At 67.5% G+C, this 26,541-nt stretch carries 30 protein-coding genes; 7 read left to right on the top strand and 23 right to left on the bottom strand.

Annotated features, from left to right (window positions below; genetic code table 11):
* Positions 1-51: 51 nt before the first annotated feature.
* The 12 genes from ahcY to P3L18_RS11585 all read right to left on the bottom strand — a co-directional run bounded on the left by ahcY (position 52) and on the right by P3L18_RS11585 (position 10,131).
* Entirely contained in the window at positions 52-1,524 is a 1,473-nt protein-coding gene (gene ahcY / locus P3L18_RS11640) for an adenosylhomocysteinase (RefSeq protein ID WP_276114127.1), read from the bottom strand.
* 178 nt (positions 1,525-1,702) lie between these two features.
* On the bottom strand, positions 1,703-3,250 hold the full coding sequence (locus P3L18_RS11635) for an amino acid permease (RefSeq protein ID WP_208792096.1): 1,548 nt from the start codon (positions 3,248-3,250) through the stop codon (positions 1,703-1,705).
* Positions 3,251-3,366: 116 nt separating this feature from the next.
* Positions 3,367-4,314, bottom strand: coding sequence for a cation diffusion facilitator family transporter (locus tag P3L18_RS11630; RefSeq protein WP_079930616.1), 948 nt, complete (start codon positions 4,312-4,314; stop codon positions 3,367-3,369).
* Positions 4,315-4,521: 207 nt separating this feature from the next.
* Positions 4,522-4,824, bottom strand: a complete 303-nt coding sequence (locus tag P3L18_RS11625; protein WP_276114126.1) for a WXG100 family type VII secretion target — start codon at positions 4,822-4,824, stop codon at positions 4,522-4,524.
* Between the two features lie 133 nt (positions 4,825-4,957).
* Entirely contained in the window at positions 4,958-5,275 is a 318-nt protein-coding gene (locus P3L18_RS11620; RefSeq protein WP_079930618.1) for a WXG100 family type VII secretion target, read from the bottom strand.
* A gap of 114 nt (positions 5,276-5,389) precedes the next feature.
* Entirely contained in the window at positions 5,390-6,223 is an 834-nt protein-coding gene (locus P3L18_RS11615; protein WP_276114125.1) for an ESX secretion-associated protein EspG, read from the bottom strand.
* Complete coding sequence (locus P3L18_RS11610; protein WP_276114124.1) at positions 6,220-7,218, bottom strand: PPE domain-containing protein; 999 nt, start codon at positions 7,216-7,218, stop codon at positions 6,220-6,222. Before P3L18_RS11610 ends, P3L18_RS11615 begins: the two co-directional genes overlap by 4 nt.
* Before the next feature lie 99 nt (positions 7,219-7,317).
* On the bottom strand, positions 7,318-7,635 hold the full coding sequence (locus P3L18_RS11605) for a PE family protein (RefSeq protein ID WP_208792102.1): 318 nt from the start codon (positions 7,633-7,635) through the stop codon (positions 7,318-7,320).
* Between the two features lie 34 nt (positions 7,636-7,669).
* Complete coding sequence (locus tag P3L18_RS11600) at positions 7,670-9,037, bottom strand: hypothetical protein (RefSeq protein ID WP_276114123.1); 1,368 nt, start codon at positions 9,035-9,037, stop codon at positions 7,670-7,672.
* Entirely contained in the window at positions 9,034-9,342 is a 309-nt protein-coding gene (locus tag P3L18_RS11595) for a type VII secretion target (protein WP_006370374.1), read from the bottom strand. The genes P3L18_RS11600 and P3L18_RS11595 overlap by 4 nt, the downstream gene beginning before the upstream one ends.
* Before the next feature lie 106 nt (positions 9,343-9,448).
* Complete coding sequence (locus P3L18_RS11590) at positions 9,449-9,778, bottom strand: hypothetical protein (RefSeq protein WP_079930624.1); 330 nt, start codon at positions 9,776-9,778, stop codon at positions 9,449-9,451.
* 5 nt (positions 9,779-9,783) lie between these two features.
* Positions 9,784-10,131 (bottom strand): hypothetical protein, encoded by a 348-nt coding sequence (locus tag P3L18_RS11585; protein ID WP_276114122.1) that lies wholly within the window; start codon positions 10,129-10,131, stop codon positions 9,784-9,786.
* A gap of 411 nt (positions 10,132-10,542) precedes the next feature.
* Here P3L18_RS11585 and P3L18_RS11580 point away from each other — a divergent pair, with 411 nt between their 5' ends.
* Entirely contained in the window at positions 10,543-12,108 is a 1,566-nt protein-coding gene (locus P3L18_RS11580) for an AAA family ATPase (protein ID WP_276114180.1), read from the top strand.
* A 39-nt stretch (positions 12,109-12,147) separates the two neighbouring features.
* On the opposite strand, the gene P3L18_RS11575 is transcribed toward P3L18_RS11580, so the two are convergent.
* On the bottom strand, positions 12,148-12,795 hold the full coding sequence (locus tag P3L18_RS11575) for a DedA family protein (RefSeq protein ID WP_276114121.1): 648 nt from the start codon (positions 12,793-12,795) through the stop codon (positions 12,148-12,150).
* Positions 12,796-12,992: 197 nt separating this feature from the next.
* On the opposite strand from P3L18_RS11575, the gene P3L18_RS11570 reads away from it, so the two are divergent.
* The gene (locus P3L18_RS11570; RefSeq protein WP_020170483.1) at positions 12,993-14,087 is read left to right on the top strand and encodes an alpha/beta hydrolase; all 1,095 of its coding nucleotides are present in this window, start codon (positions 12,993-12,995) and stop codon (positions 14,085-14,087) included.
* An 82-nt stretch (positions 14,088-14,169) separates the two neighbouring features.
* Positions 14,170-14,742: an NINE protein gene (locus P3L18_RS11565; RefSeq protein WP_271353842.1), complete on the top strand. Its 573-nt coding sequence runs from the start codon at positions 14,170-14,172 to the stop codon at positions 14,740-14,742.
* A 28-nt stretch (positions 14,743-14,770) separates the two neighbouring features.
* Here P3L18_RS11565 and P3L18_RS11560 read toward each other — a convergent pair whose 3' ends face one another.
* Positions 14,771-16,744 carry a sugar phosphate isomerase/epimerase and 4-hydroxyphenylpyruvate domain-containing protein gene (locus tag P3L18_RS11560; protein WP_276114120.1) on the bottom strand — a complete coding sequence of 658 codons (1,974 nt, stop codon included), beginning with the start codon at positions 16,742-16,744 and terminating at the stop codon, positions 14,771-14,773.
* Positions 16,745-16,968: 224 nt separating this feature from the next.
* Between P3L18_RS11560 and P3L18_RS11555 the strand changes: the two genes are divergently transcribed.
* From P3L18_RS11555 to P3L18_RS11545, 3 genes are all read left to right on the top strand, one after another.
* Positions 16,969-18,333 (top strand): MFS transporter, encoded by a 1,365-nt coding sequence (locus P3L18_RS11555; protein ID WP_079930627.1) that lies wholly within the window; start codon positions 16,969-16,971, stop codon positions 18,331-18,333.
* A 62-nt stretch (positions 18,334-18,395) separates the two neighbouring features.
* Positions 18,396-19,334 carry a shikimate dehydrogenase gene (locus tag P3L18_RS11550; protein WP_079930628.1) on the top strand — a complete coding sequence of 313 codons (939 nt, stop codon included), beginning with the start codon at positions 18,396-18,398 and terminating at the stop codon, positions 19,332-19,334.
* 158 nt (positions 19,335-19,492) lie between these two features.
* The gene (locus P3L18_RS11545) at positions 19,493-20,140 is read left to right on the top strand and encodes a TetR/AcrR family transcriptional regulator (protein WP_014360933.1); all 648 of its coding nucleotides are present in this window, start codon (positions 19,493-19,495) and stop codon (positions 20,138-20,140) included.
* A gap of 6 nt (positions 20,141-20,146) precedes the next feature.
* Here P3L18_RS11545 and truA read toward each other — a convergent pair whose 3' ends face one another.
* The 8 genes from truA to infA form a co-directional block, all read right to left on the bottom strand.
* Positions 20,147-21,040, bottom strand: coding sequence for a tRNA pseudouridine(38-40) synthase TruA (gene truA / locus P3L18_RS11540; protein WP_276114119.1), 894 nt, complete (start codon positions 21,038-21,040; stop codon positions 20,147-20,149).
* Between the two features lie 8 nt (positions 21,041-21,048).
* Positions 21,049-21,678: a 50S ribosomal protein L17 gene (gene rplQ / locus P3L18_RS11535; RefSeq protein ID WP_006370386.1), complete on the bottom strand. Its 630-nt coding sequence runs from the start codon at positions 21,676-21,678 to the stop codon at positions 21,049-21,051.
* 63 nt (positions 21,679-21,741) lie between these two features.
* Positions 21,742-22,794 (bottom strand): DNA-directed RNA polymerase subunit alpha, encoded by a 1,053-nt coding sequence (locus tag P3L18_RS11530; protein ID WP_006370387.1) that lies wholly within the window; start codon positions 22,792-22,794, stop codon positions 21,742-21,744.
* Between the two features lie 91 nt (positions 22,795-22,885).
* Positions 22,886-23,491: a 30S ribosomal protein S4 gene (rpsD, locus tag P3L18_RS11525; RefSeq protein ID WP_006370388.1), complete on the bottom strand. Its 606-nt coding sequence runs from the start codon at positions 23,489-23,491 to the stop codon at positions 22,886-22,888.
* Positions 23,492-23,512: 21 nt separating this feature from the next.
* Positions 23,513-23,920 carry a 30S ribosomal protein S11 gene (gene rpsK, locus P3L18_RS11520; RefSeq protein WP_005207980.1) on the bottom strand — a complete coding sequence of 136 codons (408 nt, stop codon included), beginning with the start codon at positions 23,918-23,920 and terminating at the stop codon, positions 23,513-23,515.
* On the bottom strand, positions 23,920-24,288 hold the full coding sequence (gene rpsM, locus P3L18_RS11515) for a 30S ribosomal protein S13 (RefSeq protein ID WP_005170495.1): 369 nt from the start codon (positions 24,286-24,288) through the stop codon (positions 23,920-23,922). The genes rpsK and rpsM overlap by 1 nt, the downstream gene beginning before the upstream one ends.
* 195 nt (positions 24,289-24,483) lie before the next feature.
* Complete coding sequence (gene rpmJ / locus P3L18_RS11510) at positions 24,484-24,597, bottom strand: 50S ribosomal protein L36 (RefSeq protein ID WP_005207978.1); 114 nt, start codon at positions 24,595-24,597, stop codon at positions 24,484-24,486.
* Positions 24,598-24,690: 93 nt separating this feature from the next.
* Positions 24,691-24,912 carry a translation initiation factor IF-1 gene (gene infA, locus P3L18_RS11505; protein ID WP_005170487.1) on the bottom strand — a complete coding sequence of 74 codons (222 nt, stop codon included), beginning with the start codon at positions 24,910-24,912 and terminating at the stop codon, positions 24,691-24,693.
* A 318-nt stretch (positions 24,913-25,230) separates the two neighbouring features.
* Here infA and P3L18_RS11500 point away from each other — a divergent pair, with 318 nt between their 5' ends.
* The gene (locus P3L18_RS11500) at positions 25,231-25,626 is read left to right on the top strand and encodes a phage holin family protein (protein WP_006370390.1); all 396 of its coding nucleotides are present in this window, start codon (positions 25,231-25,233) and stop codon (positions 25,624-25,626) included.
* 36 nt (positions 25,627-25,662) lie between these two features.
* Here the strand turns inward: P3L18_RS11500 and P3L18_RS11495 are convergent, their stop codons facing one another.
* On the bottom strand, positions 25,663-26,511 hold the full coding sequence (locus P3L18_RS11495; RefSeq protein ID WP_079930630.1) for an LLM class F420-dependent oxidoreductase: 849 nt from the start codon (positions 26,509-26,511) through the stop codon (positions 25,663-25,665).
* Between the last annotated feature and the right edge of the window lie 30 nt (positions 26,512-26,541).

Below are 26,541 nucleotides of genomic sequence, written 5' to 3'. Positions count from 1 at the left end.
TGCCCCGCTCGATGTGTCGAGCGGGGCAGCGTTCGTCGAGATGCGTGCGCCTCAGTAGCGGTAGTGCTCGGGCTTGTAGGGGCCCTCGACGTCGACGTTGATGTACTCGGCCTGCTCCTTGGTGAGCTTGGTCAGCGTGCCACCGAGTGCCTCGACGTGGATCTTGGCGACCTTCTCGTCGAGGTGCTTGGGCAGCCGGTAGACCTCGTTGTCGTACTCGTCGTTCTTGGTCCACAGTTCGATCTGCGCGATGACCTGGTTGGAGAAGCTGTTGCTCATCACGAACGACGGATGACCGGTCGCATTGCCGAGATTGAGCAGCCGGCCCTCGCTCAGCACGATGATCGAGTGGCCGTCGTCGAAGATCCACTGATCGACCTGCGGCTTGACGTTGATCCGCTTGGCGCCGGAACGCTCGAGACCCGCCATGTCGATCTCGTTGTCGAAGTGCCCGATGTTGCCCAGGATCGCCTGGTTCTTCATCTGCTTCATGTGCTCGAGCAGGATGATGTCCTTGTTACCGGTTGAGGTGATGACGATGTCGGCCCCGGAGATCGCGTCCTCGACGGTGACCACGTCGAAGCCGTCCATCAGCGCCTGTAGGGCGTTGATCGGGTCGATCTCGGTGACCTGGACGCGTGCGCCCTGCCCGGCCAACGATTCCGCGCAGCCCTTGCCGACGTCGCCGTACCCGCATATCAGGACCTTCTTGCCACCGATGAGGACGTCGGTACCGCGGTTGATGCCGTCGATGAGCGAGTGGCGGGTGCCGTACTTGTTGTCGAACTTGGACTTGGTGACCGAGTCGTTGACGTTGATCGCCGGGAACGCCAGGTCGCCGGCGGCGGCGAACTGGTAGAGCCGCAGCACACCGGTGGTCGTCTCCTCGGTGACGCCCTTGACCGACTCGGCGACCTTCGACCACTTGGTCTTGTCGGCCTCGAAACTCGACCGCAGCAGGTCCAGGAAGACCTTGTACTCGGCGGAATCGTTCTCGTCGGCGGGCGGAACGACCCCGGCCTTCTCGAATTCGGCACCTCGCAGCACCAGCATGGTGGCATCGCCGCCGTCGTCGAGGATCATGTTGGCGGGCTCGTCGGGCCAGGTGAGCATCTGCGCGGCAGCCCACCAGTACTCTTCGAGCGTTTCGCCCTTCCACGCGAACACCGGGACGCCCTTGGGCTCGTCGGGGGTGCCGTGCGGACCGACGACGATTGCGGCGGCGGCGTGGTCCTGGGTGGAGAAGATGTTGCACGAGGCCCACCGGACCTGCGCACCGAGCGACACGAGTGTCTCGATGAGCACCGCGGTCTGGATGGTCATGTGCAGCGACCCCGAGATCCGTGCGCCCTTGAGCGGGGCGACCTCGGCGTATTCGCGCCGCAGCGACATCAGGCCGGGCATCTCGTGTTCGGCGAGTTCGATCTCCTTGCGGCCGAAGTCGGCCAGCGAGAGATCGGCAACCTTGAAGTCGATGCCGTTGATGGAGTCTGCCTGCGGTGCGTCGTTCTGCACCATGGTCATCTGGTCCCCTTCGGAGTCGGTGTGGCTCGTCGCGTGACACCGGCGGGCGCAGGGTGCGCCCACCGGGACACGACGAAGAGATCTGAGGACCAGGCTATCCGACACCGTCAGCGGGCCGCGGGGCGTGGGCGTCGAGGGCCGCGTGCCACGCCACCGGGCGCCCCTCCCCCCGGGCGGATCACTCCTTGGACAGGTCGGGACCTCCGGACGCCGCGGCACCGGCGGCGACGGTGTCGACGCCCTCGACCTCGCCGCGTTCACGTTTGCCGACCATCGAGTGGCGCATGCCGTACAGGAAGTAGACGGCCACCCCGATCACCATCCAGATGACGAACCGAATCCAGGTCAGCGCCGACAGATTGAGCATCAACCAGATGCAGGCCAGGATGGCCAGGACCGGGATGATCGGTCCGCCGGGAACGGTGAAGCCGCGATCGAGATCCGGCCGGGTGCGGCGCAGGATCATCACACCCGCTGCCACGACGATGAACGCGAACAGCGTCCCGACGTTGACCATCTCCTCCAGTTTGTCGATCGGGAAGAAGCCGGCGACGATGAACACCACCAGTCCGATCAGCAGGGTGAGCCGGGCCGGGGTACCGAAACGCGGATGCGTCTTGGCCAGACCGCGGGGCAGCAGCCCGTCGCGGCACATCGCGAACAACACCCGCGACTGGCCGAGCATCAGGACCATCACGACGGTCGTCAGACCGGCGAGAGCGCCGATGGCAATGGTCTTCTCCGCCCACGTCACCCCGTTGAGCGCGAACGCCGTGGCCAGGTTCTTGGGTTTGCCGTCACCGGCGCTGGTGGCGAGCTGGGTGTAGCTGACCATTCCGGTCACCACGATGGTCACCAGGACGTAGAGGACGGTGACGATCGCCAGCGATCCGAGGATTCCGCGGGGAACGTCGCGGCGCGGGTTGCGGGTTTCCTCGGCGGTGGTGGCGACCACGTCGAATCCGATGAACGCGAAGAAGACGATCGATGCCGCCGCCAGCACCCCGTACCAGCCGTAGGAGCTCTCGCCGCCGCCGGTGATCAACGAGAACAGCGACGAGTCGACCGACTTCTCGGCGCCGGCACCGCTTTCCGACGGCGGGATGAAGGGGCTGAAGTTGGCGGACTTGACGTAGAAGAACCCGACGACGATCACCAGCAGCACCACGGCCACCTTGATGGCCGTGATGACGGCGCTGACCCGCGAGGAGAGTTTGGTGCCGAGCACCAGCAGTGCGGTCACCACGGCGACGATGATCATCGCTCCCCAGTCGATCGTCACCGACCCGACATCGGCTGTGCCGCCGGAAAATCCGAACACGCTGCCCAGGTAGGACGACCAGCCCTTGGACACCACCGAGGCGCCCACCGCGAACTCCAGGATCAGATCCCAGCCGAGAATCCACGCGAGGAACTCGCCGAAGGTCGCATAGCCGAAGGTGTACGCCGATCCGGCGACCGGCACGGTCGAGGCGAATTCGGCGTAACACAGGGCGGCCAGTGCGCAGGCGATCGCGGCCATGATGAATGACAGTGAGATGGCCGGGCCGGCCTTGTTGCCCGCGGTGGTCGCGGTGATGGTGAAGATACCTGCGCCGATGACCACCGACACCCCGAAGACCATCAGGTCCCATGAGGTCAGGTTCTTGCGCAGTTGGTGTCCGGGCTCGTCGGTGTCGGCCATCGATTGCTCGACGGACTTGACCCGGGTCAGCGGGTTGGCCATTCGCCTCGACCTCTCTTGTTGGTGCAGCCGTGTGCGGTTCGAGCCGATCGGCGAGAACGACCACCACGGTGCCGACTGGTTGCGGTGGGCTAGACGCTAATCGACGCGATCACGACTTACCGGGATTTCGGTGCGGATCGGGCCGGCGGATCGCTGCGGTCGATGTCGGGTTCGAGGTAGATGATGCGGGCCTGCGGTACCGCCGCACGCACCCTGGTCTCGGCGGCGTCGATGGTATTGGCCACGGTCTGCAGGCCGGCGTCCGGTGGCATCGCGATTTTCGCGGCCACCAGCATCTCCTCCGGGCCGAGATACTGGGTCTTGATGTGGATGACGCGGTCGACGCCGTCGGTGGCGAGCGCTGTCATGATCGCGGCCTCCTCGGTCTCGGTCGCGCCCTCACCGATCAACAGGCTCTTCATCTCCACGATGAGTACGATCGCGATGGCCCCCAGCAACACTCCGATGCAGACCGTCCCGATGCCGTCCCAAATCGCGTCGCCGGTCGCCATCGTCAAGCCCACGCCGCCGAGGGCGAGGACGAGACCGATGAGGGCTCCGCTGTCCTCGAGCAGGACGACGGGCAGTTCGGGGTTGCGAGAGTTGCGGATGAACCGCCACCAGCTCGCCGACCCCTTCAATGGCCGCGACTCGCGGAATGCGGTGGCGAAGCTGTAGCTCTCCAGGCAGATCGCGACGAGCAGGATGACGACCGCGACGAGCGGCGACTCGAGCCCGTGGTCGTGGGCGTGAATGATCTTCTCGACGCCCTCGTAGAGCGCGAAAAGCGAACCGAGAGCGAAGATCACGAGTGCGACGATGAACGAGTAGAAATACCGGTCGCGCCCATACCCGAAGGGATGCAGCCGATCGGCCCGGCGGGCCGCACGTTGTTGCCCGAGCAGCAGTAGACCCTGATTGGCCGTATCGGCGACCGAGTGCACGCCCTCGGCGAGCATCGACGACGAGCCGGTGACGGCGAACCCGACGAACTTGGCGATCGCGATACCGGCATTGGCGGTCAGGGCGGCGACGATCGCCTTCTTGGAACCTTCGGCGGACACGAGCTGATCCTCCCATTCGCCGGGAACCCGGCATGACGGCACAACATCGCGAACTCTAGGGCATCAACGCCCACCGCGACACCACCATCGGCACCGGCGCGAGCGCCGCCGCCGAGCCCTCGCCGACGGATGACGAGCCGATGCCCACGCCTTCGGTGCCGGTGCCCCGCGGCAGCGAAGGTGTGGGCCGGGCCCGTTGCGGCGGGTCTAGACGAGCCCGCCGAAGCCGCGTGCGATCGAGGTATCGGTCTCGTTCATCACCGTCCGCGCATTGGTGACGCCGCGTTGGATGCCGAGCAACTGCTCGCGGGCCTGTATGAACACGCGGTCCCAGTTCTGCTGGGCGGCGTCGTAAGCCTGCTTCGCGCCGGGCGAGCGCCAATTACCGTCGAGTGCGGCGACTTGCGATTTCAGCTGCGACGCCAGGTCTTCGAGGCGGCCGAACTGGGCGTTCAGCCCCCCTTCGAGGTCGCCGAGGGCGGCGAAGTCGTACTTGATTCTCCCGGACATGGGAAGTCCTTTCGGTCAGATGAGGTCGTGATCAGATGTGCCGAGCCTGGCAGTGGTCGAGCGCGGTGGTGGTCGAGCGCGGTAGTGGTCGAACGCGGTAGGGGTCGATGGTGGGGTGCGCCTGCGCCAGGGCTTACAGACGCAGCGGCCCCTCGGCGCCGAAGCCGCCCGCGGCCTGCGAATCCTGGTCGTCGTAGCCGCTGAAACCGGCGGTCAGCTGGTTTCGGATGTCGTCGAGCGCGGCGTTGAGCGCCGTCGCCGACGAGTTCCAGTCGGCGTGGGTGTTGTCGAATGCGTTGGACGCCCGGCCGTTCCAGCTGGACACGCCCGACGACGCCGCGGTGGCGATCTGGCGGATCACCGCCTGCATGTCGTCGACGATCTGCGAGACCGATTGTGCTGTGGCCAAGCCTGACTCGACGTCGACGTCAACTGCTCCATCGAGATTCATGGTGCTCCTCCTCATAGATGTCGGCACCGTCGTCGCGATGCCCCCGAAGCGCTGTCCGTGCGGACAGGCGCTGATGTCCCCCGGCGAAGATCTCGATGGGGAAGTCCCGTCGACTCATGGGAACCACCGTTGTCCGGGCAGGGTGTCGATCAGCCGATCCACGGCCGCACCGATCCGATGCCCCGTCCCCGGGGTGATGGTGGTCCACAATCTGTCGTCGGGAGATCTGCTGAGGCCCATCAGAATTCGACCCGCACGCGAGTCGATGATCCCGATGGCCCCAGAAGTCTGGGTGAGGACGCCGTCGGCACGCGAGGTGGCCACGATCTCCCACCGCACGTCGCAGGACAGCAACGCGTCGGCCACCCGGGTGGCGTCGGCGGCCGTGGCGCCCCATGCACGCAGTGCCGCAACAACACCGGGAGCGTCGGCGCAGTGACCCAACCTCTCGGTCAGTTCGCGGGTGGGGACGCTGGTCTCGGTGAAGTCCAGCGCGTCATGCGGGCCGCACGTCGCGCGAACGACGCCGGCCAGAGCAGTGGTGTCGCGCACGTCGAGAACGGCGAGCTCCACGTGATCACCTCGGCGCACCGCAAGGACGTGGTCGTGCCCGCGCCGCGCCACGCAGGCGCGAACCGTCGACTCGGTGGCGAAACCTCGGATCTCGAGTTCGCGGTCCGGGTGGGCGAGCACCCCGAGCACCGTATCGGCCCACAGCGTGGGGCCGCTGCTGTCGAACAGTCCCGCCTGCGCGATGACGCGGTCCAGGGTGGCGTTGTCCGGGTCGGCAAGGTCGCGGGCGATGCCTCGGGGCTCGTCGTGCGCACCGTCGGCCGCCGGTGTCCAGAGATCCAGGACCACGGGCCAGGTGGTGACCCCGCATCGTTGCCCGAGTCGGCGCACCACCGCGATCTCGAGGCGACGGGAATCGGTGGAGGTCACGATCATGGCGTCCTCCCCGTGTCGAGGGTGAGGGTCTGCTCGACGTATCGGGGGTCGAGCGCCGTGCTCGATTGTGCGGCGACCTCGGCCCAGGTTTCCGGAGGGCGTGGGGATGCCTCGGCCTGCCCGGTCTCGACCTGTGCCTGGGTGTCGACACGGACCACGCGGTCGCCCATCGATGCCGTCGAGGTCATCGGCGCCATGGGCGGCGGTACCGCGGACGGCGCGCCGGGCATCCCCGATCCCGCCTGACCCGCGCCGGCGGTGGTGGCCGTCGTGGGCGACCCGGTGGGCGCCGAGGCCACCATCGTCGGCGTATACGCGCCCCGGGGAGTCGGCGCCGAGAGCATCGTCGCCGCAACGACTCCCGCGGCCGAGGCGGACCCGTGACCCGCGGTGGCAGCGGTAGCCGGAGTCTGCGGAGGTCGGCTGGGCGCGGTCGCCGGCGGGGTGTCGGGCACCAGTTGTGGTGCGGCGTGGGCAGCTCGCCACGGCTGTGCCAGCGGCTCGGCGGCGGTTTCGTAGGCCTCCATCACCCGCGCCGCGCGCATCCGTTGATCGTGGACCGCGCGTTCGGCATGCGCGGCCGCCCCAGTGGCGATCGGCGCAACCGAGGCGACCACTGCCGCACCGTGGGCGAGTGTGTCGGCGAGGTCGACCTCGGCGGTGCTCGGCATCGCCAGGCGCGCCACCGACACGGCGAGAGACTGCGCCTCGGTCACCGCCGCAGCCTCGGCGGCCTGCGCTGCCATGTCGGTCAGCCATCCGAGGAGACCGGTGAGACGTTCGATGGCTTCGGTGGCTGCGCCGGATTCCCAGTCGGCCCGCAGTCGCGTGAGGACGGCGCCGTATTCGGTTGCGGCCCCAGCGAACTCACCGGCGAGCGCACCCCACGCGATCGCGGCGTCGGCGAATGGCGCCGCTCCGGGTCCCTCGACGAGGTCGCTCGCGAGCCGGCGACTGGTACGGGTGTCCCAGAGGACTCCGGTGAATCCGGTCATGCCCACTCCTCTCGGCTGCTCGGTCGGTCGGTCGGTCGGGATGATGGTCTACGGATGGGGTTCGGATGGTCGAGCGGTCGCCGTGTCCGGGGGCGGCCGTCAGGTCCGCAGACCGGACGCGGCCTGATCGTCGGCGTCGGCGAGGCCACCGGCGTGGGACCGCAGCATCGCCGCGATGTTGCGCAGTTGTCGGATGCCGGAGGTCGCGTCTTCGGCGAAGCGCCCGGCCACTGCGGTGGCCGACGCCGCGGTGGTCACCGACACCTCGTCTCGACCGGGGGCGTCGACGGCGGCCTCCGGGGCAAGTCGTCCGACCGCTTCTTCCAGGGACAGCGCCAGACGTTCGAGATCAGCGCAGGCCCTGGACAACTCATGCGGATCCACATCGAGATTGCCGCTGGTGGGTGACGGTGTCATCGGATGGCCTTTCTGACGGTGCCGAGAACTGGACTCATCGGGGCGAGAGCGGCCCGGCCGGACCGAGTCGTAATTCGATGTCGGGCGGGGTCTCCGGGTCGGCGTCGGCACCGAGCACGGCGGGAGCGACGTCGGCGACGCCGCCGACCATCTGCTTTCCGTTGTCCTCGGTCACCAGATAGTCCGGAACCTCGTGGGTGTCGTCGGACGCCCCGGCCCCGCGCGCGGCCCCGGCGGCGGCCATGGGCGCCATCGATGCCGGCATCGGGGTGGCGGTCCCCGAAACCGCACGCGCCGGCGAGGCCGGGGTGTAGCTCGCCGGTTCGGTGGCACCGACGACGGGCATCCCGGAACGGGCCGCGCCCAGCGGCGCGGTGATCGCCGTACCACCGGCCCCACCACCACCGCCGCGGCCGGCACCACCGGCGCCCATCGGCATCGCACCCAGACCGGCCGGGCCGCCGCCGGGCCCGGAAGGCCCACCGGCGCCGTCCTTCGGCGCGACATATGCGGCCGGCCGGACCGCCGTATCGTCGGCGGCCAGCACCTGCTGCAGTGGTGCGGTGAGCATCGAGGGGATCTCGGTGGCCGTGGAGACCACCGGGGACACCGCGTCGAGGATCGTGCCGGCGAGGGCAAACGGTGACTGCGCAGCACCGGCTGCGCCGGTGGGCGCGTTGGTGACCGGCACCGGCGCTCCGTTCACGGTCATGTGGGTTGTGGGAGCCAGCAATTGGGCCCGCGTGGCAGCGACGGCGGCGGTCGCCTCGGACAGTCCGAGGCCGGCCAGGCTCACTGCGAGTGGCAGGGCCGCCGGCCCGGTGAACGAGACGGCCGCGGTGATCTTGGCGATGGTGGCGGCCAGGATGGCCTGCAGGGTTGCCACACCGGCGGCGACGATGCCCGCGGCGGCCTGGATGTCGAAGGACATGCCGCTGCCCTGGGCTGCGAGTTGCCCACTGTTGACGCTCGCCTCACCGGTTTTCGCAGCGGCCGACACCGCGCTCTGCCCGCCCCACACCTCGTCGGCGATCTTCAGGGCGGCCTGCGCCATCGACATCGACGACTCGAGCATCGTGGACAGCCCCTGGAAGATGACCGTCGGATCGAAGTCGGCCGCCGACAGGTCGCCGGTCCCGAAGCTGCTGAGCAGATCGGTGATCGGTTTGACGAGCAGACCGACGTCGATGACCGGTAGTGGCGGCAGCCCTGGAAGCGGTGGCAACGGCGGGAACTCGGGCAGCGGCGGAAGTCCCAACCCCGCCAGCACGTCGCCGACCGGCCGGTCGAGGATCGGTCCGAGCGGTGTCGCCGCGATCATGTCGTTGACCGACATCTCGGTGAGCGCCGGGAACTCGGGCGGCCCGGAGGTGGGCTGCCCGGAGACGGACGGTTGACTCACAGCACCGACCGCAGGGTTGCGGCGGAGGCGGCGTCGACGGCCTCGAATTCGGCGAGGCCGCCGAGTGCGCTCGCCGCAGTCGCCGCGTGGACGGCGGCCAGATTGCCCACCGCGAACAGATGATTGGCCTGTGCAGCAATGAATGCCGCGAGGAATTCTTGCCCGATCAGTCCGAACACGGGGATCATGACCGCCGTGTTCGCGGCGGCGTTGACCGACCCAGCCGCAGCCACCGCAGTACCGATCGCGGCGTTGGTCGCCGCGAAGCCCTCGAGGACCTCCGGTGTCACCGTCACATGATTCATGTTCTCCCCCTTGCCATGTCATCTACTGCCATGTCATCTACAGCCATGTCATCTACAGCCACGTCGTCGACTTCAGTCACGCTCGTCGATGTCACCGCGCGGTCGGTCACCGCGACCCGTCCGGCCGCGACTGCACCAACTCCGCGAATGACGCGGTGAAGTCCTCGGTCATCGCAGCTCGTCGGGCGAATGCTCGTTGGGCGGCGAGCATGGCCGTCGCCACGATCCCGGAGCCGAGGCGGGCGCCACCGAGCTCGCCTGCCCCATCGGCGAGCCACAGCCCCGTCATCGTCCCGGATCCATCGACCTCCACGGTGATCAGATCGTCTGCGGAGCTCTCCCGGACCCGGATCCGCGCCAGCTCGTCGGAGAAGTCGTGTAGACGGCCCAGTTGGGTGGTCGCGCGGGATTCGAGTTCGTCCATCGCCCAGTTCATCGCACTCACACCGACCTGAGCCAGGAGGCGGGGGCGTCGGCCTCGTCGTCGTCGCGCAGCTCGGCGCCGGCCAGATCGTCGGGCCTGGGCAGACCGAGCGACTCGACCACCTCCGACGGCGTCCCGGAATCGAGCAGCCGGGCGCGCAGCCGGATCGCCGAAGCCATCGCCGACTGTTGACACAGTCGAAGAACGTCGTCGGCCACGGCCTGGGGATGTTTGCGCAGCTGGGTGTCGTCGATACGCACCGCCAGCGGCAGGCCCGCCGGCGTCGTGATCACCGAGATCGCCCCATCCCGCGATCGCGCCGAGGATGTCTCCTCGACCCCACCACCGAGATCCTCGCCGGTCATCGGCCCTCCCCCACGTCGATTACTCCCTGTACCGCAGCGGCGTCCGCGCCGCCGCTGATGTGCGATGTCCTGGTTGGACGCAGCGGGAGCGGTCAGGGTTCCCACTCGACCGGAACTTTTTCGACCGTTGCCGATGACCTCCGCTGACGGTGTTGAGATGATGCCACAGATCACATGCGGTGTCCGGTTTGCGCGTGATGTCTGGGGATAACCCCGGAGTCGTCGGAGCCCTCTTGCTGTCACGGGCCTCTTACGACGCTCCGTCGTCACCGCCCCCGACCCGGATCGTTGCTCGGTGTGACGCTCACCATTCACGATCCGACACCCATGGGTACACTCCCCAGCGTGGTGACGTCCGTCCCGCCGAGCGGGCGGACCCATGTCACCGGAATCACCTTGCAGGGGGAAGCGATGACGCACGAGAACAACGGACATCCATCGGCGATGATGCCCGCAACCCCACCATGGTTGCAGTTCGCACCTCCCGAGGACGCGTCACGAACCGGCGATGCACCGACCGAACCCGCACACGGACCCGAAGCACCGGGCGAGGCCGTTGCCGGGTTCGGCGCCGACCGACAACCGATTCCCCCGTCGCCGACCGAATCCGCGGCGCCGGGCACACCGACCGACGGAGCACCCGCCGGGCCGGCCCCCACCGATGCAGCACCGGAGCACCCGGCACCGCCGAACGCTTCCACTCCGCCGGCGCCGGCACCGCCGCCGCAGTCGCACCAGGCACCGTTTCCCCCGGCAAACGGATACCAGACACCCCGGTACGAGGCACCGCAGCCACCCCAGCACAACCAACCCGCACCGGGATACCCCTACGCGCCCAACGGGTTCGACCCGTCGACGCAGGGGTACACGCCCGGCCCCATGCCAACCGGACCCACCCCGCCCGGACCCGTGCCCTCAGGTCCGGCCCCCGGCGCACCGACGCCCCCGCACATGCCGCCCGCGCCGGCCGGCTACGCACCGCCGCCGGACAACGGCTACGCCCAGCCGATGGGATTCGGGTCGCCGACGCCGCAACAGGGACCGGCTCTCGACGAGGTCGCCCTGCTGCGGAAGGCTCGCCGAGCCCCCGCCCGCGGCTGGCGGCGGGCGGTGCACACGATCTCGGCCGGCACCATCAATCCCGGCGACTCCGCCACCGAGATCCGGTACCAGCAACTACTCGAGCGGTTGCGTCGACCGGTTCGCGGTGATTACCGCATCGCGGTGCTCTCCCTGAAGGGTGGTGTCGGAAAGACCACCACGACAGTCGGTTTGGGCTCGACCTTCGCCTCCCTGCGCGGCGACCGGGTGATCGCCGTCGACGCCAACCCCGACCTGGGAACACTGGCTCAGCGGGTCCCGCAGCAGACGGCGTCGACCGTGCGCAATCTGCTCTCCGACGACAACGTCTACCGCTACAGCGATGTGCGCGCCCACACCTCACAGGCACCGTCGCGTCTGGAAGTACTTGCCTCCGAACGGGACCCGGCCATGGCCGAAGCATTCAGCGAGGACGAGTACCGCGGCGTGGTCACCATCCTCCAACGCTTCTACAACATCATCATCACCGACTGCGGAACCGGCCTGAGCCACTCGGCGATGAACGGCGTGCTCGACCTGGCGAACGCCATCATCCTGGTCTCGTCGCCGGCGCTGGACGGCGCCCGTAGCGCCTCGGCCACACTCGATTGGCTCGAGGCCCACGGATACGGTCACCTGGTGTCGCGCGCGGTCGTCGTACTCAGCTCGTCGCGCCCGGGGTCATCGACCATCGACACCGATCAATTGGGTCAGCACTTTCTGACGCGATGCCGTGCGGTACAGACGATTCCGTTCGACGATCATCTCGCCGAGGGCGCCGACGTCGATCTCGAGCTCGTCGGCAAGCCCACCCGTTTGGCGTTCGTCGAGCTCGCCGCGACCATCGCCGACGAGTTCGCGCCGACGGTTCGCCGCGAGGAACCGTTCTACGGCTGAACCGGGCCGGACACGCCCCGGGCGCCAGGAAGGCGACGGTCAGTCGGAGTCGGGGTCGACGGCGGCAAGCGTCTCTGCTCGCTCGCGGCGGTGCGCCAGCCAGCGTCGGGTGATCCCGACGGCCATCGGGATCACGACGGTGAGCATCGAGGCGATGATGAACACCTCGAGGTGGTCGCGGATCAACGGCACCTGCCCGAGGAAGTAGCCGAGCAGGATCAGTCCGGCCGCCCACACCACGCTGCCGAGCAACGAGAACAGCGTGAACACCCGATGCGGCATGCCGCTGAATCCGGCGACCAACGGAGTGAGCGTCCGAACCACTCCGATGAATCGGCCGAAGAACACCGTCAGCGGGCCGTAGCGCTGGAAATAGCGATGGGTGCGCTCGACGTACTCGGGTCCCACCGCGCGCATCATCCGGCCCTCGATCACCGACCGGCCCAGACGCCGACCGAGGAAATAGCCACATTGATCACCGGCCGCCGCCGCGAGCGGCACCACGAGACATAACCACCACAGCTTCGCGAACGGATTCGGCTGCGCGGCAAGCACTCCCGCGGTGAACAATACCGAATCGCCCGGGAAGAGGAACCCGATCAGGATGCCGGTTTCGACGAACATGAGGACGCACAGGCCGATCACGCCGCCGGTGGCGAGGAACGAGTCGACATCGAAGGGGTTCATCATGGTCCACCCTAGGTGCTGCGAGCACCACCGGCCCCGGCCCGCCGGGGTGTCGATGCCCACGTTAACTCGATGCAACATGCTGGGCAGAGCGCGCCCATGTGGGGTTTACTCGGTCGTAAACATGCGGCGCGAATCCACCGCGCACGACCCCAGCCCGCCGACTCTCACGACGACGTGACCTCAAGGAGCCGACCGTGTCCACCACCCAGCCTCCCCCGACCTCCGGCCGGACGAAGACGGCGGGTTCGTCCACGCCGAATCTGCGGCCCGTCTCCGACACCGAGGTCCGGATCGAATACCACACGATCCACGGCTATCGCCGCGCGTACCGCATCGCCGGAAGCGGTCCGGCACTCCTGCTGATCCACGGCATCGGGGACAACTCCTCGACCTGGGACGAGGTCATCCCGATGCTCGCCCAGCACTACACCGTCATCGCGCCCGACCTCCTCGGCCACGGCCGCTCGGACAAACCCCGCGCGGACTACTCGGTTCCGGCATTCGCCAACGGGATGCGTGATCTGCTCGTCGTCCTCGGTGTCACGAAGGTGACCGTCGTCGGCCATTCCCTCGGCGGCGGCGTCGCGATGCAGTTCTGCTACCAGTTCCCGCGATTCGTCGAGCGGTTGGTGTTGGTGGCCGCCGGCGGTGTGACGCGCGAGGTCAATCCGGCATTGCGGCTGGTGACACTTCCGGTGGTCAACGAGGTCCTGACGCTGCTGCGGATACCCGGGGTGATGCCCGCGCTGCAGGGCGCGGCCAAGGCCCTGGTCAGCCTGCCCCACCTTCCCGGTGTACCGCAGGAGATCTCACCGCGCCGGGCGCTCAACGACCACGAGGATCTCTTGCGCGTACTCGGCGATCTCGCCGATCCGCACGCGCAGGCGGCGTTCCTGCGCACCCTGCGCGCGGTGGTCGACTGGCGTGGTCAGGCGGTGACGATGCTCGACCGCTGCTACCTGACCGAACGCCTTCCGGTGCTGTTCGTCTGGGGCGAACTCGACACCGTCATCCCGTACGAGCATGCGCTGATCGGGCATTCTGCGATCCCGCATTCGGAATTGGCGACGTTCCCCGGCGCCGGTCACTTCCCTTTCCACGACGATCCCGAGCGTTTCGTGCAGGTGATCACCAGCTTCCTCGAGCGCACGCAGCCGGTGGACTTCGATCCGCAGAACTGGCGGCATCTGATGTCCACCGGCGGTGCCCGGCCGGAGGAGTTCGTCGGCGACGAGGACACCGTCGAGGCGGTGCTCGATGCGATCGAGGACGAGCGCAGCGCAACCTGACCTGCGGGCGGGGGACGAGGTGTCGATCGGGTGACCTACGCTCGACTCCCCTGCCGCCGATCCCCGTGAGAACATGGTCGCCATGAGCTATCAGCAGTATCCGGGAAACAGCGGTCAGGGCCAGGCGTACGGCGCAGGCCAGCCGGGCTATGGTTCCCAGCCCGGGTACGGGTCCCAACCAGGTTATGGATCTCAGCCGGGCTTCGGATCGCAGCCGGGCTACGGCGCCCAGCCGTACGGCGTTGCCCCCGGCCAGTCCCCGTATCCCGCCTACGGTGGGGTGCCCGGATACGGCGACTTCAACGTCGACCCGGCGACCGGTGAACCGTTGTCGGACAAGAGCAAGCTGACCGCAGGCCTGCTGCAGCTGTTCCTCGGGGGCTTCGCCGCCGGTCGTTTCTACATCGGCGACATGAAGTTGGCTGTGATCCAGTTGAGCGGCCACATCGTCGGCTGGCTCCTGGTGATCGTGGGTTTCGTCGTCGTTGCCGCCGGGGCCAACAGCAATTCCACCGGCGGAGCGGCATTCGGCGGAATCATGCTGCTCGTCGGCTGGCTGGTGATCCTCGGCTTCGGCATCTGGGTCCTCGTCGACGCGATCATGATGTTCGCCGGCAGCGTCCGCGACCCGCAGGGACGCAAGCTCCGCAGCTGAGCGGCGAGCACACACGCGACAGACCGGTTCAGGCGTCGAAGGCGAGCGCCGCGGCCACCCGCACCGGCGAGTTGGCCTCTCCGTACCCGCGGTATCCCCCGCGACGGCAGACCACCTCGAAGAACAGGTCGTCGGCGATGGTCGGGGTGAAGAAGTGGAAGAACTCTCCGCCGGTCTCGTCGGCGTCGTAGAGGATGTCGTAGCGGCGTAGCGCATCGATCCGATCGGCATCGAGGTCGAAGCGCGCCCGCAGGTCGTCGTAGTAGTTCTCCGGGATCGGCAGTGTGATCAGCCCTCGGGAGCGGCATGCGCGGGCGGTGGCGATGATGTCGTCGCAGGCGAATGCCGCATGGGTCAGTCCGCCACGCCGGCGCAGCGGGCCGTGACCGTCGAGTCGCGACGGCACCAGGGACGCGACGAGTCGGATCGGCTCACCGCTCTCGGTTGCCGATGTCAGTGCCTGCGAGCGCATCGTTCCGACCGCGTCGGGCACGTCGAGCCCCTCCTCGACGGACATGCCGAATACCGAGCGCAGCAACAACATTGCCGCCTCCCAGTCCGCGGGGCTCATGCCGATGCCGATGTGGTCGACCCCGGTGTAGAGCGAGGTGACCGCGGCGGGCTCGCGCGGCACCAGATCGAAATGGCGCTGCCAGGTCCCCGCCGACAAGGCGGGACGCAGGTCGACGGCGAGGGTGTCGGTGACGTCGAGTCGCACGACCTCCACCGCCGCCTCGGGCTTCGACGACGGCCCGGGTGCCGCGATCGATGCAACCGGTACGTCGAACTCCGCGGCACGTGCCGCCCACGCCTCCGGATCGGCACTGCGCAAACCGATTTGCGCGATGGTCGGCATGTCGGCCGGCGCTCCCGGCGACGTCCAGACGGTGCCGACGGTCGGATCGACGACGACGGCCAACTCGGCATCACGGTAGAGCTGCAGACCGGTGGAGCTGTCGACGCCGCTCAGATCGAAGCCGATGGCGCCGAGGACCTCGCCGAGTTGGGGAGCCGAGGTCGGGCCGGCCGCGACCCGGATCGACACGACACCGCCGGTGACGGGCCGCCGTTGCTCATCGTTCGCCGAACTCCCCTGCAACACAATGGTTTCGGATGATCCAGGACGGCCGGCGCCGACCAGTTCCGCGAGATATCGTAGCGAACGGTGCGCATCGCGTGCGGTACGTACCGGATCCGCATGGCGGAAGACATCGCTGAACACCTCCAACGACCACGGGCCCCGATAGCCCGCCGCAAGAACGTGGTCGGCGAACGATGCGAGATCGAAGTTGCCCTGCCCCGGCAGGCATCGATGATGGCGACTCCACTGCAGCAGGTCCATCGCCATCCGCGGGGCATCGGCGAGCTGCAGGAAGAAGATCGAGTCGCCGGGCAGGTCGGCGATACCGGACGGGTCATCACCCCGCGAGAGGATGTGAAAGCTGTCCAGGCAGGTACCGAGTGCCGGATCATCCACGGCGGCAACGATGGCGGCCGCGTGGCGGTAGTCGTTGACGTGATGCCCCCAGGCGAGCGCCTCGTAGGCCAGTCGCTTGCCACGCGCCGCGGCGAGCTGCGCCGCGGTCGCGAGTTGTTCGGTGAGTAGTCCGTCATCGCACGCCGCGGACGCCAGCGGCGACGAGCACACCAGCAATAGGTCGCAACCCAGGTCGTCCATCACGTCGAATTTGCGCTCGAGGCGAATGAGGTTGCGCCGGAATCGGTCCGGATTGTGGGAGTCGAGATCGCGGAACGGCTGATAGAGGTCGATGGCCAGTCCGAGATCGGCCGTGGCGCGCGCCAGCTCGGCAGGCCGACCGGGGGCGGCGATCAGATCGGGTTCGAAGATCTCCACCCCGTCGAAGCCGGCGTGGGCGATGGCGTCGAGTTTGTCGCCGAGAGTTCCCGACAGACAGACCGTCGCGATCGACGTTCGGGCGCCGAGCGGCAGCGCCGATCCAGGGGCACCCGAAGCGGTCTGCGCGGTGCGGGTCAGCGACATGAGATGGCCTCCTGTGATCCGGGACACGATGAGAAAAATGTACCAGATGGTTCATTGAGTTTCCCTGGAACGCTGATATGAGTGGAGTTTGTCAAGGCTCTCACCTGCGCATATTGAGATCCTTATGAACGATCTGGTTAGTTGTCTTGACCGGGACGAAGGTCCTTTGTATCGTCAGTCACACGCCCGACACCCTGTGTTGGCGAGCACAACTTGGAGGACCGATGACCGCACCCACTTCCGATCTGCCGGCAGCCCAGCCGCGCAAGGCCGCGTTGGCCAGCTTCATGGGCAGCCTGGTGGAGTACTACGACTTCTTCATCTTCGGCACCGCCTCGGCGCTGGTGTTCAACAAGATCTTCTTCCCCGACATCAGCCCCACGGCAGGGACCCTGGCCAGCTTCGCCACATTCGGCGTCGCCTACATCGCCCGCCCGGTCGGCGCGGTGGTCCTCGGCCACTTCGGTGACCGCATCGGCCGTCAGCGGGTCCTGGTGTTCACCCTCATCCTGATGGGCCTGGCCACCTTCGCGATCGGATGCCTGCCCGACTACCACTCGATCGGCATGGCCGCACCGATTGCTCTCGTCGCTCTTCGCCTGCTGCAAGGACTTTCGGCGGCAGGCGAGCAATCGGGCGCCAGTTCGCTCACGGTCGAACACGCCGACCAGGGCAAGCGCGCGTTCTACGCCAGCTGGACGCTCAACGGCACCCAGGCCGGGCTGCTCGTCGGCACCCTCGCCTTCATCCCCGTCGCCGCGCTCCCCGAGGACACCCTGCTCAGTTGGGGCTGGCGTGTCCCGTTCTGGTTCAGCGCCGTGGTCATGTTCGTCGCATACCTGATCCGCCGCACGATGCCCGAAACCCCCGTCTTCGAGAAGATCAAGGACTCGACCGAAGGCGTCTCCGACATCCCGCTGCTGGTGCTGCTGCGCTTCCACTGGCGGGCCCTGGTCCGGGTGATCGCCTGCTCGACGATCTCGGTCATGAGCACCCTGTTCTCGACCTTCGCCCTCAAATACGCCACCACCGACTTCGCCGTCTCGAAGAGTTCGATGTTACTCGTCAGCGTCATCGCCAACCTTGTCATGCTGCTCAGCCAGCCGCTGTGGGGCCTGGCCGCCGACCGCATCGGACGCAAGCCGATCTTCATCGGCGGAGCGCTGGGCTGCGCGATCCTGGCATTCCCTTACCTGCTGATCATCACCACCGGCTCCTTCTGGGCGATCCTCGTGGCCACCCTGATCATCCAGACCGTCGTCTACGCCGCCGCCAACGCCGTCTGGCCGTCGTTCTACTCCGAGATGTTCCCGGCCAAGGTCCGGTACTCGGGCGTGGCCATCGGCACCCAGATCGGCTTCATGGCCAGCGGTTTCCTGCCCCTGATCGCCGCGGCGATCCTCGGCGAGGGCCGGATGGGCTGGGTCCCGGTCGCCGTGGTCGTCGCCGCCTTCGCCGTGGTTGCCGCACTCGCTGCCGCCACCGCGGTCGAGACGCACAAGACCGACACGATGCGACTCGGGGAGGAACCCGTCAAAGGAGCCGACACCATGACCGCGTCGGCACCGGCCTCGCCGTCGATGGCCTGACACCGCTCGCCCACACCCGGCTCCGGGACGATTCCCCGGCCCGATCATCAAAGGACACACCAATGTTCGACATCGAATTCGCCACCGCAGCCCGCCGCGCATCCGGCGGTGCCGTGGTCGCCGCCCTGATCGGGCAGGGGATCTCCCGGTCGCTCACGCCCGGCATGCACGAGCGCGAGGCCGCCCACCACGGACTGGACTACACCTATCTGACCCTCGACGTCCCGGCGTCGGCCGCGGCCACCGTCGACCTCGCGGCGCTGCTGGCCCGCGCCGCCGACGCCGGGCTCGTCGGGCTCAACGTCACCCATCCGTTCAAGCAACGCATACTGGCTCATCTCGACGATCTCTCGCCCGACGCCGCCCGTCTCGGTGCGGTCAACACGGTCGTCTTCGACGGCGGTCGCGCGATCGGCCACAACACCGACTGGTCGGGGTTCGCGCGCAGCTTCGACCGAGGCCTCGGCGCCGGTCTCGGCGCAGCGGCCGCCCCCCGGAAGTCGGTGGTGCAGATCGGCGCCGGCGGAGCAGGTGCTGCCGTCGCCTATGCCGTACTCACCACCGGAGTGGCCCACTTCCACCTCGTCGACACCGACACCACCCGGGCCGCCGGACTCGCCGCCACCCTGCGCGCCATGTTCGATGCCGAGATCACCTCCGGTGGAGTCGATTCCGTTGCCGCCGCGCTGGCCGGCGCGGACGGACTGGTGCACGCCACCCCGATCGGGATGGCCCATCACCCCGGCATCGCGGTGGACCCGGCGCTGCTGCGCGCCGACCTCTGGGTCGCCGACGTCGTCTACCGTCCGGCCGTCACCGAGTTGATCGCGTCGGCCCGTGCGGTCGGCGCACGCACCCTGCCGGGCGACGGGATGGCGGTCGGGCAAGCCGTCGACGCGCTGCGGCTGTTCACCGGCATCGAGCCGGACGCCGACCGGATGGCCGCCCACATCGCCGAACTCATCGCCGCCGAGGACCTCGCCGAACGCCGGACCGCCTGAGGACGCCCGTCACAACGCCGAGGGCGCCCGCCAGTTCACCGACAGCGCTGAGCTCAGTCCCGACAGCGCTCGATGAGGCGCTGTCGGCGCCGGGAAGAGCGCTGTCGGCGTCGTGGCGAGCGCCCTCGGCACAGTGAACGAACGATAGAGTTCATGGTGTGACCGATCCCGCACCCCGACGCCGCGACAGCGAACGCACCAAGGCCGACATCGTGAAGGTCGCGACGAAAGAGTTCGCCGACAAGGGGTTTGCGGGTGCGCGGGTCGACGAGATCGCCGCCAAGACCCACACCACCAAGCGGATGATCTACTACTACTACGGCGACAAGGACGGTCTGTACCAAGCCGTCCTCGAGGCGTCCTACGGACGTATCCGGCGCCTCGAGCAGAAGGTCACCCACATCGCCGACGACCCGGTTGCCGCGTTGCGCCACGTCGCCGAGATCACCTTCGACCATCACGACCGCAACCCCGACTTCATCCGCATCGTCGCGGGTGAGAACATCCTGCGGGCGGCGCACCTCAAACATGCGGCAGGCGTTGGGCGGCTGGGTAATCCGGCGCTCGACGTGCTGTCGCGAATCCTCGAGTCGGGTCGTGAGAAAGGGGTGTTCCGCACCGACGTCGATGCCCTCGACGTCCATCTCGCGATCAGCAGTTTCTGCTTCTTCCGGGTGGCCAACCGGTTCTCGTGGAAGACCCTGTTCGACCGCGATCTCGCCGCCACCGACCAACGCGTTCATCAACGACGCATGATCGGCGACATGATCGTCGCCTATCTCACCGACACGTCCACCCCGGACTGAACGGCCTCAATCCCCGCAGCATCCGCCGGAAACCGGCGGCACCGCGTCGCGGACATCACGCGTGACGGCGTTGCGCGCGGACAACTCGTCGGCCGCCGGGTAGTCGACACCCACCAGACAGAGACCACGCGCCTGGGCGACCGGGACCTCGCTGCTGCGCGCGCGCTGCGCCAACAACCCACGGCACCATTCGACATCGCGACGGCCGTCGCCGACGCAGGCGACCGCACCGACGAGCGAGCGCACCATCGACCAGCAGAACGCATCGGCGCTCACCTCGCCGATCAGCACCCCCTCGTCGTCACGGCGCCACGCGAAGCGTTGGAGATCGCGGACCGTGGTGGCGCCTTCCCGGCGACGGCAGAAGGCCGCGAAATCGTTGAGCCCCAGCAGCGTCGAGGACGCTGCGTTCATCGCCTCGACGTCGAGTGGGCGACGCCACGTCGCGGTGGTCCGCGCCCGGGTGGGTTCGGCACCGAAGACCGCATCGGTGAGCCGATACCGGTAGTGGCGACGCAGCGCCGAGAACCGGGCGTCGAAGTGTTCGCTCACCGGGGTGACGGTCTTGACGCGCACATCGTCGGGCAGCATCTTGGCCAGCCGACCGACGAGCAACGCAGGACCGCCGGCCAGACTGCGCGTTTCCAGCGCCGAGGCCGGGATGTCGGCGTGACAGACCTGACCGGTCGCGTGCACGCCCGCGTCGGTGCGTCCGGCGACGGTCAGGCGGATCGGCACACGCAGCACCGTGGTGAGGGTGTCCTCGAGTACCCCGCACACGCTGCGCTGCCCGACCTGACGTGCCCAGCCGGCGAAATCGGTTCCGTCATAACCGATGTCGAAGCGCAGACGAACGAACCCGCCGTCCCCGGAATCGGTGGCGGCGGGTTCGTGCGGCACTGTCCGGCTCAGTCGTCCGACTTCTTCTCGGTCGAGCTGTCGACGTCGGCACCCTGCTCGTCTGCCTCGACGGCGGTCGCGGCGGTCGACTCGTCGTCGACGGCCTCGGCCACAGCCTCGGCGTTGGCCTTCGCGGCGTCGTCGGCGTCGGCCTCCACGGCCTCGACGACGTTGTCGCCCGCAGGCTCGGCAACCGCGGCCTCGGTCTCGTCGAGCTTGGCCTCGGCGGCCTTGCGGGACGCGGCGACGCGGGTGGCGCGGTCGGCCTCGCTGGACGCGGTCGACCCGGTGACGAGTTCGATCACGGCCATCGGGGCGTTGTCACCCTTGCGCGGCAGCGTCTTGATGATGCGGGTGTAGCCGCCGTTGCGATCGGCAAAGCTCGGACCGATCTCTTCGAACAGGACATGCACGATGTCCTTGTCGCGGATCACCTTGAGCACCTCACGACGGTTGGCCAGCTTGCCGGCCTTGGCGTGGGTGATCAGCTTCTCCGCGTACGGCCGCAGGCGCTTGGCCTTGGCCTCGGTGGTGGTGATGCGGCCGTGCTCGAAGAGCGAGGTGGCGAGGTTCGCCAGGATCGCCTTCTGGTGGCTCGCCGACCCGCCGAGGCGGGCACCCTTGGTGGGCTTGGGCATTGTCTTCTCCTAGACGGACTCCCCCATCGCTGAATGGGGGAAGTCAGGGTTGGCGTGCAGCGGCTACAGCTGCTCGGTCTCTGCGAAATCCTCACCGGAGTCACCGTCGAACGACACGTCGTCCGACCACGTTCCGGTCGCCGGGTCGTAACCGGCCACCTGCGACGGATCGAAGCTCGCCGGGCTGTCCTTGAGAGCCAGACCCAGGGCGTGCAGCTTCACCTTCACCTCGTCGATCGACTTCTGCCCGAAGTTGCGGATGTCGAGCAGATCCGACTCGGTCCGTGCCACGAGCTCACCGACGGTGTGTACACCCTCGCGCTTGAGGCAGTTGTAGGACCGGACGGTCAGGTCGAGATCCTCGATCGGCAGGCTGAACGAGGCGATGTGATCGGCCTCGGCCGGGCTCGGCCCGATCTCGATGCCCTCGGCCTCGACGTTGAGCTCCCGGGCGAGCCCGAACAGCTCCACCAGGGTCTTGCCCGCCGACGCCAACGCATCACGCGCGCTGATCGAGTTCTTGGTCTCCACATCGAGCACGAGCCGATCGAAGTCGGTGCGCTGCTCGACACGGGTGGCCTCGACCTTGTAGGTGACCTTGAGCACCGGCGAGTAGATCGAGTCGACCGGGATGCGGCCGATCTCGGCACCCGACGCCTTGTTCTGCACGGCCGGCACGTATCCGCGGCCCCGCTCGACGACGAGCTCGATCTCGAGCTTGCCCTTGTCGTTCAGGGTGGCGATGTGCAGATCGGGGTTGTGCACGGTGACACCGGCCGGGGGGACGATGTCGGCGCCGGTGACGGTGCCCGGACCCTGCTTGCGCACGTACATCGTGACCGGCTCGTCCTCTTCGGAGCTGACCACGAGGCCCTTGAGGTTCAGGATGATGTCGGTGACGTCTTCCTTCACCCCGGGGACGGTGGTGAACTCGTGGAGCACACCGTCGATGCGGATGCTGGTGATCGCAGCACCCGGGATCGAGCTGAGCAGGGTACGACGCAGCGAGTTGCCGAGGGTGTAGCCGAAGCCGGGCTCGAGCGGTTCGATGACGAACTTCGACCGGTTGTCGGCGAGGATCTCCTCGGTCAGGGTGGGTCGCTGTGAGATGAGCATTCTGAGATTTCTCCTTGTGGCCGACCGCTATATGACGGCCTAGAAGTGAACCGAACAGCTTGTGCTGCTTGGCAATTACTGATTCGACGGACTACTTGCTGTAGAACTCGACGATGAGCTGTTCCTGCAGCGGAACCTCGATCTGGGCGCGCTCGGGCACGTTGTGCACGAGGATGCGCAGGGTCGAGGGAACCACCTGCAGCCAACCCGGGACCGGACGATCGCCGACGAGCTCCTTGGCGATCTGGAACGGAGTGGTCTGCAGCGACTTCGGCCGGACGTCGATGATGTCGTACTGGCTGACGCGGTAGCTGGGCACATCGACCTTCACACCGTTGACGGTGAAGTGGCCGTGGCTGACCATCTGCCGGGCCTGACGACGCGTGCGGGCGATGCCGGCACGGTAGACGACGTTGTCCAGGCGGGTCTCGAGGAGCTTGAGCAACTCGTCACCGGTCTTACCGGTACGACGGTTGGCTTCCTCGTAGTAGCGACGGAACTGCTTCTCGAGCACGCCGTAGGTGAAGCGAGCCTTCTGCTTCTCCTGCAGCTGCAGGAGGTATTCGCTCTCCTTGATCCGCGAACGGCCGTGCTGGCCGGGCGGATAGGGGCGACGCTCGAACGCCTGGTCGCCTCCGATGAGGTCGACGCGAAGACGACGGGACTTCTTTGTGGCGGGGCCGGTATAACGAGCCATTGTCTATTCTTTCCTTTCCCGCTAGACCCGACGCCGCTTGGGCGGACGGCAACCGTTGTGCGGCTGCGGGGTGACATCGGAGATGGTGCCGACCTCGAGGCCGGCGGCCTGCAGCGACCGGATCGCGGTCTCGCGACCCGAACCCGGTCCCTTGACGAACACGTCGACCTTCTTGACGCCGTGCTCCTGGGCCTTGCGCGCGGCGTTCTCGGCCGCGAGCTGAGCCGCGAACGGGGTGCTCTTGCGCGAGCCCTTGAACCCGACGTGGCCCGACGACGCCCAGCTGATGACGTTGCCGTTGGGGTCGGTGATCGACACGATGGTGTTGTTGAACGTCGACTTGATGTGTGCGTTGCCGTGCGGGACGTTCTTCTTATCGCGACGGCGTGCGCCCTTCTTCGGGCCTGCGCTTCGTGACTTAGGAGGCATTACTTCTTCTTCCCGGCGATGGTCTTCTTCGGGCCCTTGCGAGTACGGGCATTGGTCTTGGTGCGCTGTCCACGGACGGGCAGGCCACGACGGTGACGCAGACCCTGGTAGCAGCCGATCTCGATCTTGCGACGGATGTCGGCCTGGACCTCGCGGCGCAGGTCACCCTCGACCTTCACCGAGGCTTCGATGTATTCACGCAGCTTCGCGACGTCTGCGTCGGTGAGATCCTTGGCGCGCAGGTCCGGGCTGAGCCCGGTTCCGGCCAGGATCTCCTTGGAGGTGGTACGCCCAACTCCATAGATGTAGGTCAGTGCGATCTCCAGCCGCTTCTCGCGGGGGAGATCCACACCAGCAACACGTGCCATGTGGCGGGATTCCTTCACTTCTCAGAGGTCTGCTCCTGGTCCGTCCCGGACTCTTGCCGGGCTCCGGCCTCTGAACCGGAGGTGGGCGCCGACCCGTGTGTCGACGCTGGTGCCAAGAGGGCTTCACAAATCCTGTTCAGCTCTTCTGGTGTATTCAGTTGTCTCTCAAGCGACCCGGAGGGTGGCGAGTGATGATCAGCCCTGACGCTGCTTGTGACGCAGGTTCTCGCAGATCACCATGACCCGACCGTTACGGCGGATCACCTTGCACTTCTCACAGATCGGCTTGACGCTCGGCTGAACCTTCACGTCAATCTCTCCTGTTACTCGCCCGCCGGGCACGGCCGATGGCCGCACCGATGGCGGGTGTGGTTACCCCGGGCCGCCCCGGCCCGGGAGGTCTTACTTGTAGCGGTAGACGATGCGCCCACGACCGAGGTCGTAGGGCGAAAGTTCCACGACGACCCGGTCCTCGGGCAGGATGCGGATGTAGTGCTGCCGCATCTTGCCGCTGATGTGGGCGAGCACCTTGTGACCGTTTTCCAGCTCGATGCGAAACATCGCATTCGGCAGGGGTTCGATCACCCGACCCTCGACCTCGATGGCCCCGTCCTTCTTCGCCATGTCCTCCGCGATCCTGTCGCGCGCCCTCATCAGGCGCGTAACCCGGTTGAATTCGTTCCGATCCGTTACTGTGTGGGCACCCCGGGACAGCGTCACCAGATGCCCGTTCCGGTGCTGACCGGAACTCGATACCTCACGCCCCGGCCCGTGCAACCACCTGCGGAGAGACTCCTACGGTGGACACACGAATGCCGGCACGCTTTGCGCACCGCCGTCCTATGCTACGCGAACTGCGGGAACACTCCAAACCGTCGAGAAACCCGGAACCATGGCCGCACGAATCCGGCATCTCGCGCCGACGATGGCACACTATTTGCCATGCGTGCCTTCTTGATCCAGAGCGCTCTCAGCGGCGTGGCCCTGTGGGTGGCGACACTGATCGTGCCCGGCCTGGACTTCGTGTTCCCCGACAACGCGGGCTTCGGCGTCAAATTGGGGATCGTCGTGCTGGTCGCGCTGATCTTCGGCGTGATCAACGCGTTCATCAAACCGATCGTGCAGATCTTCGCGATCCCGCTCTACATCCTCACCCTCGGGCTGATCCACATCGTGATCAACGCGTTCATGCTCGAGATCACCTCGTGGATCACCCACAACACCACGTCCTGGGGCCTACAGGTCGACCACTTCTTCTGGTCTGCGGTACTCGGCGCACTGGTCATCTCGGTGGTGAGCTGGCTGATCTCGATGGTCCTCAAGGAGCCCGTCCGCTGACGCTCCTCCACCAGCTGTCACCGGCCGGCCGGGAAGTCAGGCCCCGGCAGCGATGATCGCGGTCAGCTGCTCGATCGGCGATCCGTCGCCGAGCACCTGGATGGCGACGTGGTCGGCGCCGGCGGCGAGGTGCTCGTCGACCTGCCTGCGGATCGTGGCCGCATCGCCGTGGGCGACCAGCGCATCGATCAGGGCGTCGGAGCCACCGTCGGCGATGTCGTCGTCGGTCCACCCGAGTCGCTTCAGGTTCGACGTGTAGTTGCGCAGGTGCAGGTAAGGCTGGTCGACCGGCGGGCGTCCGACGGCTCGCGCCGCCTCGGGATCGGTGTCGAGAACCACCTTGTGCTCGGGAGCCAGCAACACGCCCTCGCCCAGGGTTTTGCGGGCGATCGCGGTGTGCGCGGGAGGCGTCAGATACGGGTGCGCCCCCAGCGCGCGGTCGGCGGACAGGCGCAACATCTTCGGCCCCAGGGCGGCCAGCACACGCCGCTCGGTCGGCACCTCCTTCTCGTCGAGGACGTCGAGATACTCCCCGACCGCCTCGTACGGCTTCTTGTACTCGGCGGTCGCCTCCGGGTGGCCGGCACCGATGCCGAGATAGAAGCGGCCCGGGAAGTCCTGCTCGAGTTCGTGGAATTCGTCGGCGATCGCGGCGGCGTCGGTGTTCCAGATGTTGACGATGCCGGTGGCCACCGTGATGTTCTCGGTCGCGTCGAGGACCTTGCGGATCGGACCGAGATGTTTGGGCGAACCACCGAGCCAGATCGTGCCGTACCCGAGTTCCTCGATCTGCCGGGACTCCTCGGGCGAGAACCGTCCGAACCATCCCCACACCCCGTGCCGTCCGAATCGCTGGATGTGTGCCGCCTTCTCCGAGCCAGTCATGTCCTGGCCAACCGGAATCGGCGAATGCCT

It is taken from the genome of Gordonia sp. N1V, assembly GCF_029269935.1.
Taxonomy (GTDB): Bacteria; Actinomycetota; Actinomycetes; order Mycobacteriales; family Mycobacteriaceae; genus Gordonia; species Gordonia polyisoprenivorans.
The sequence above is the reverse complement of the archived record's forward strand: the minus strand, read 5'-3'. Positions and strand labels throughout refer to the sequence as shown.

Bases quoted from the DNA above. Each gene is read 5' to 3' on its own strand.
- ahcY (WP_276114127.1), bottom strand. From the start codon at position 1,524: ATGACCATGGTGCAGAACGACGCACCGCAGGCAGACTCCATCAACGGC.
- P3L18_RS11635 (WP_208792096.1), bottom strand. From the start codon at position 3,250: ATGGCCAACCCGCTGACCCGGGTCAAGTCCGTCGAGCAATCGATGGCC.
- P3L18_RS11625 (WP_276114126.1), bottom strand. From the start codon at position 4,824: ATGTCCGGGAGAATCAAGTACGACTTCGCCGCCCTCGGCGACCTCGAA.
- P3L18_RS11620 (WP_079930618.1), bottom strand. From the start codon at position 5,275: ATGAATCTCGATGGAGCAGTTGACGTCGACGTCGAGTCAGGCTTGGCC.
- P3L18_RS11615 (WP_276114125.1), bottom strand. From the start codon at position 6,223: ATGATCGTGACCTCCACCGATTCCCGTCGCCTCGAGATCGCGGTGGTG.
- P3L18_RS11610 (WP_276114124.1), bottom strand. From the start codon at position 7,218: ATGACCGGATTCACCGGAGTCCTCTGGGACACCCGTACCAGTCGCCGG.
- P3L18_RS11605 (WP_208792102.1), bottom strand. From the start codon at position 7,635: ATGACACCGTCACCCACCAGCGGCAATCTCGATGTGGATCCGCATGAG.
- P3L18_RS11595 (WP_006370374.1), bottom strand. From the start codon at position 9,342: ATGAATCATGTGACGGTGACACCGGAGGTCCTCGAGGGCTTCGCGGCG.
- P3L18_RS11590 (WP_079930624.1), bottom strand. From the start codon at position 9,778: ATGAACTGGGCGATGGACGAACTCGAATCCCGCGCGACCACCCAACTG.
- P3L18_RS11585 (WP_276114122.1), bottom strand. From the start codon at position 10,131: ATGACCGGCGAGGATCTCGGTGGTGGGGTCGAGGAGACATCCTCGGCG.
- P3L18_RS11580 (WP_276114180.1), top strand. From the start codon at position 10,543: ATGACGCACGAGAACAACGGACATCCATCGGCGATGATGCCCGCAACC.
- P3L18_RS11575 (WP_276114121.1), bottom strand. From the start codon at position 12,795: ATGAACCCCTTCGATGTCGACTCGTTCCTCGCCACCGGCGGCGTGATC.
- P3L18_RS11565 (WP_271353842.1), top strand. From the start codon at position 14,170: ATGAGCTATCAGCAGTATCCGGGAAACAGCGGTCAGGGCCAGGCGTAC.
- P3L18_RS11560 (WP_276114120.1), bottom strand. From the start codon at position 16,744: ATGTCGCTGACCCGCACCGCGCAGACCGCTTCGGGTGCCCCTGGATCG.
- P3L18_RS11555 (WP_079930627.1), top strand. From the start codon at position 16,969: ATGACCGCACCCACTTCCGATCTGCCGGCAGCCCAGCCGCGCAAGGCC.
- P3L18_RS11550 (WP_079930628.1), top strand. From the start codon at position 18,396: ATGTTCGACATCGAATTCGCCACCGCAGCCCGCCGCGCATCCGGCGGT.
- rplQ (WP_006370386.1), bottom strand. From the start codon at position 21,678: ATGCCCAAGCCCACCAAGGGTGCCCGCCTCGGCGGGTCGGCGAGCCAC.
- P3L18_RS11530 (WP_006370387.1), bottom strand. From the start codon at position 22,794: ATGCTCATCTCACAGCGACCCACCCTGACCGAGGAGATCCTCGCCGAC.
- rpsD (WP_006370388.1), bottom strand. From the start codon at position 23,491: ATGGCTCGTTATACCGGCCCCGCCACAAAGAAGTCCCGTCGTCTTCGC.
- rpsK (WP_005207980.1), bottom strand. From the start codon at position 23,920: ATGCCTCCTAAGTCACGAAGCGCAGGCCCGAAGAAGGGCGCACGCCGT.
- rpsM (WP_005170495.1), bottom strand. From the start codon at position 24,288: ATGGCACGTGTTGCTGGTGTGGATCTCCCCCGCGAGAAGCGGCTGGAG.
- infA (WP_005170487.1), bottom strand. From the start codon at position 24,912: ATGGCGAAGAAGGACGGGGCCATCGAGGTCGAGGGTCGGGTGATCGAA.
- P3L18_RS11500 (WP_006370390.1), top strand. From the start codon at position 25,231: ATGCGTGCCTTCTTGATCCAGAGCGCTCTCAGCGGCGTGGCCCTGTGG.
- P3L18_RS11495 (WP_079930630.1), bottom strand. From the start codon at position 26,511: ATGACTGGCTCGGAGAAGGCGGCACACATCCAGCGATTCGGACGGCAC.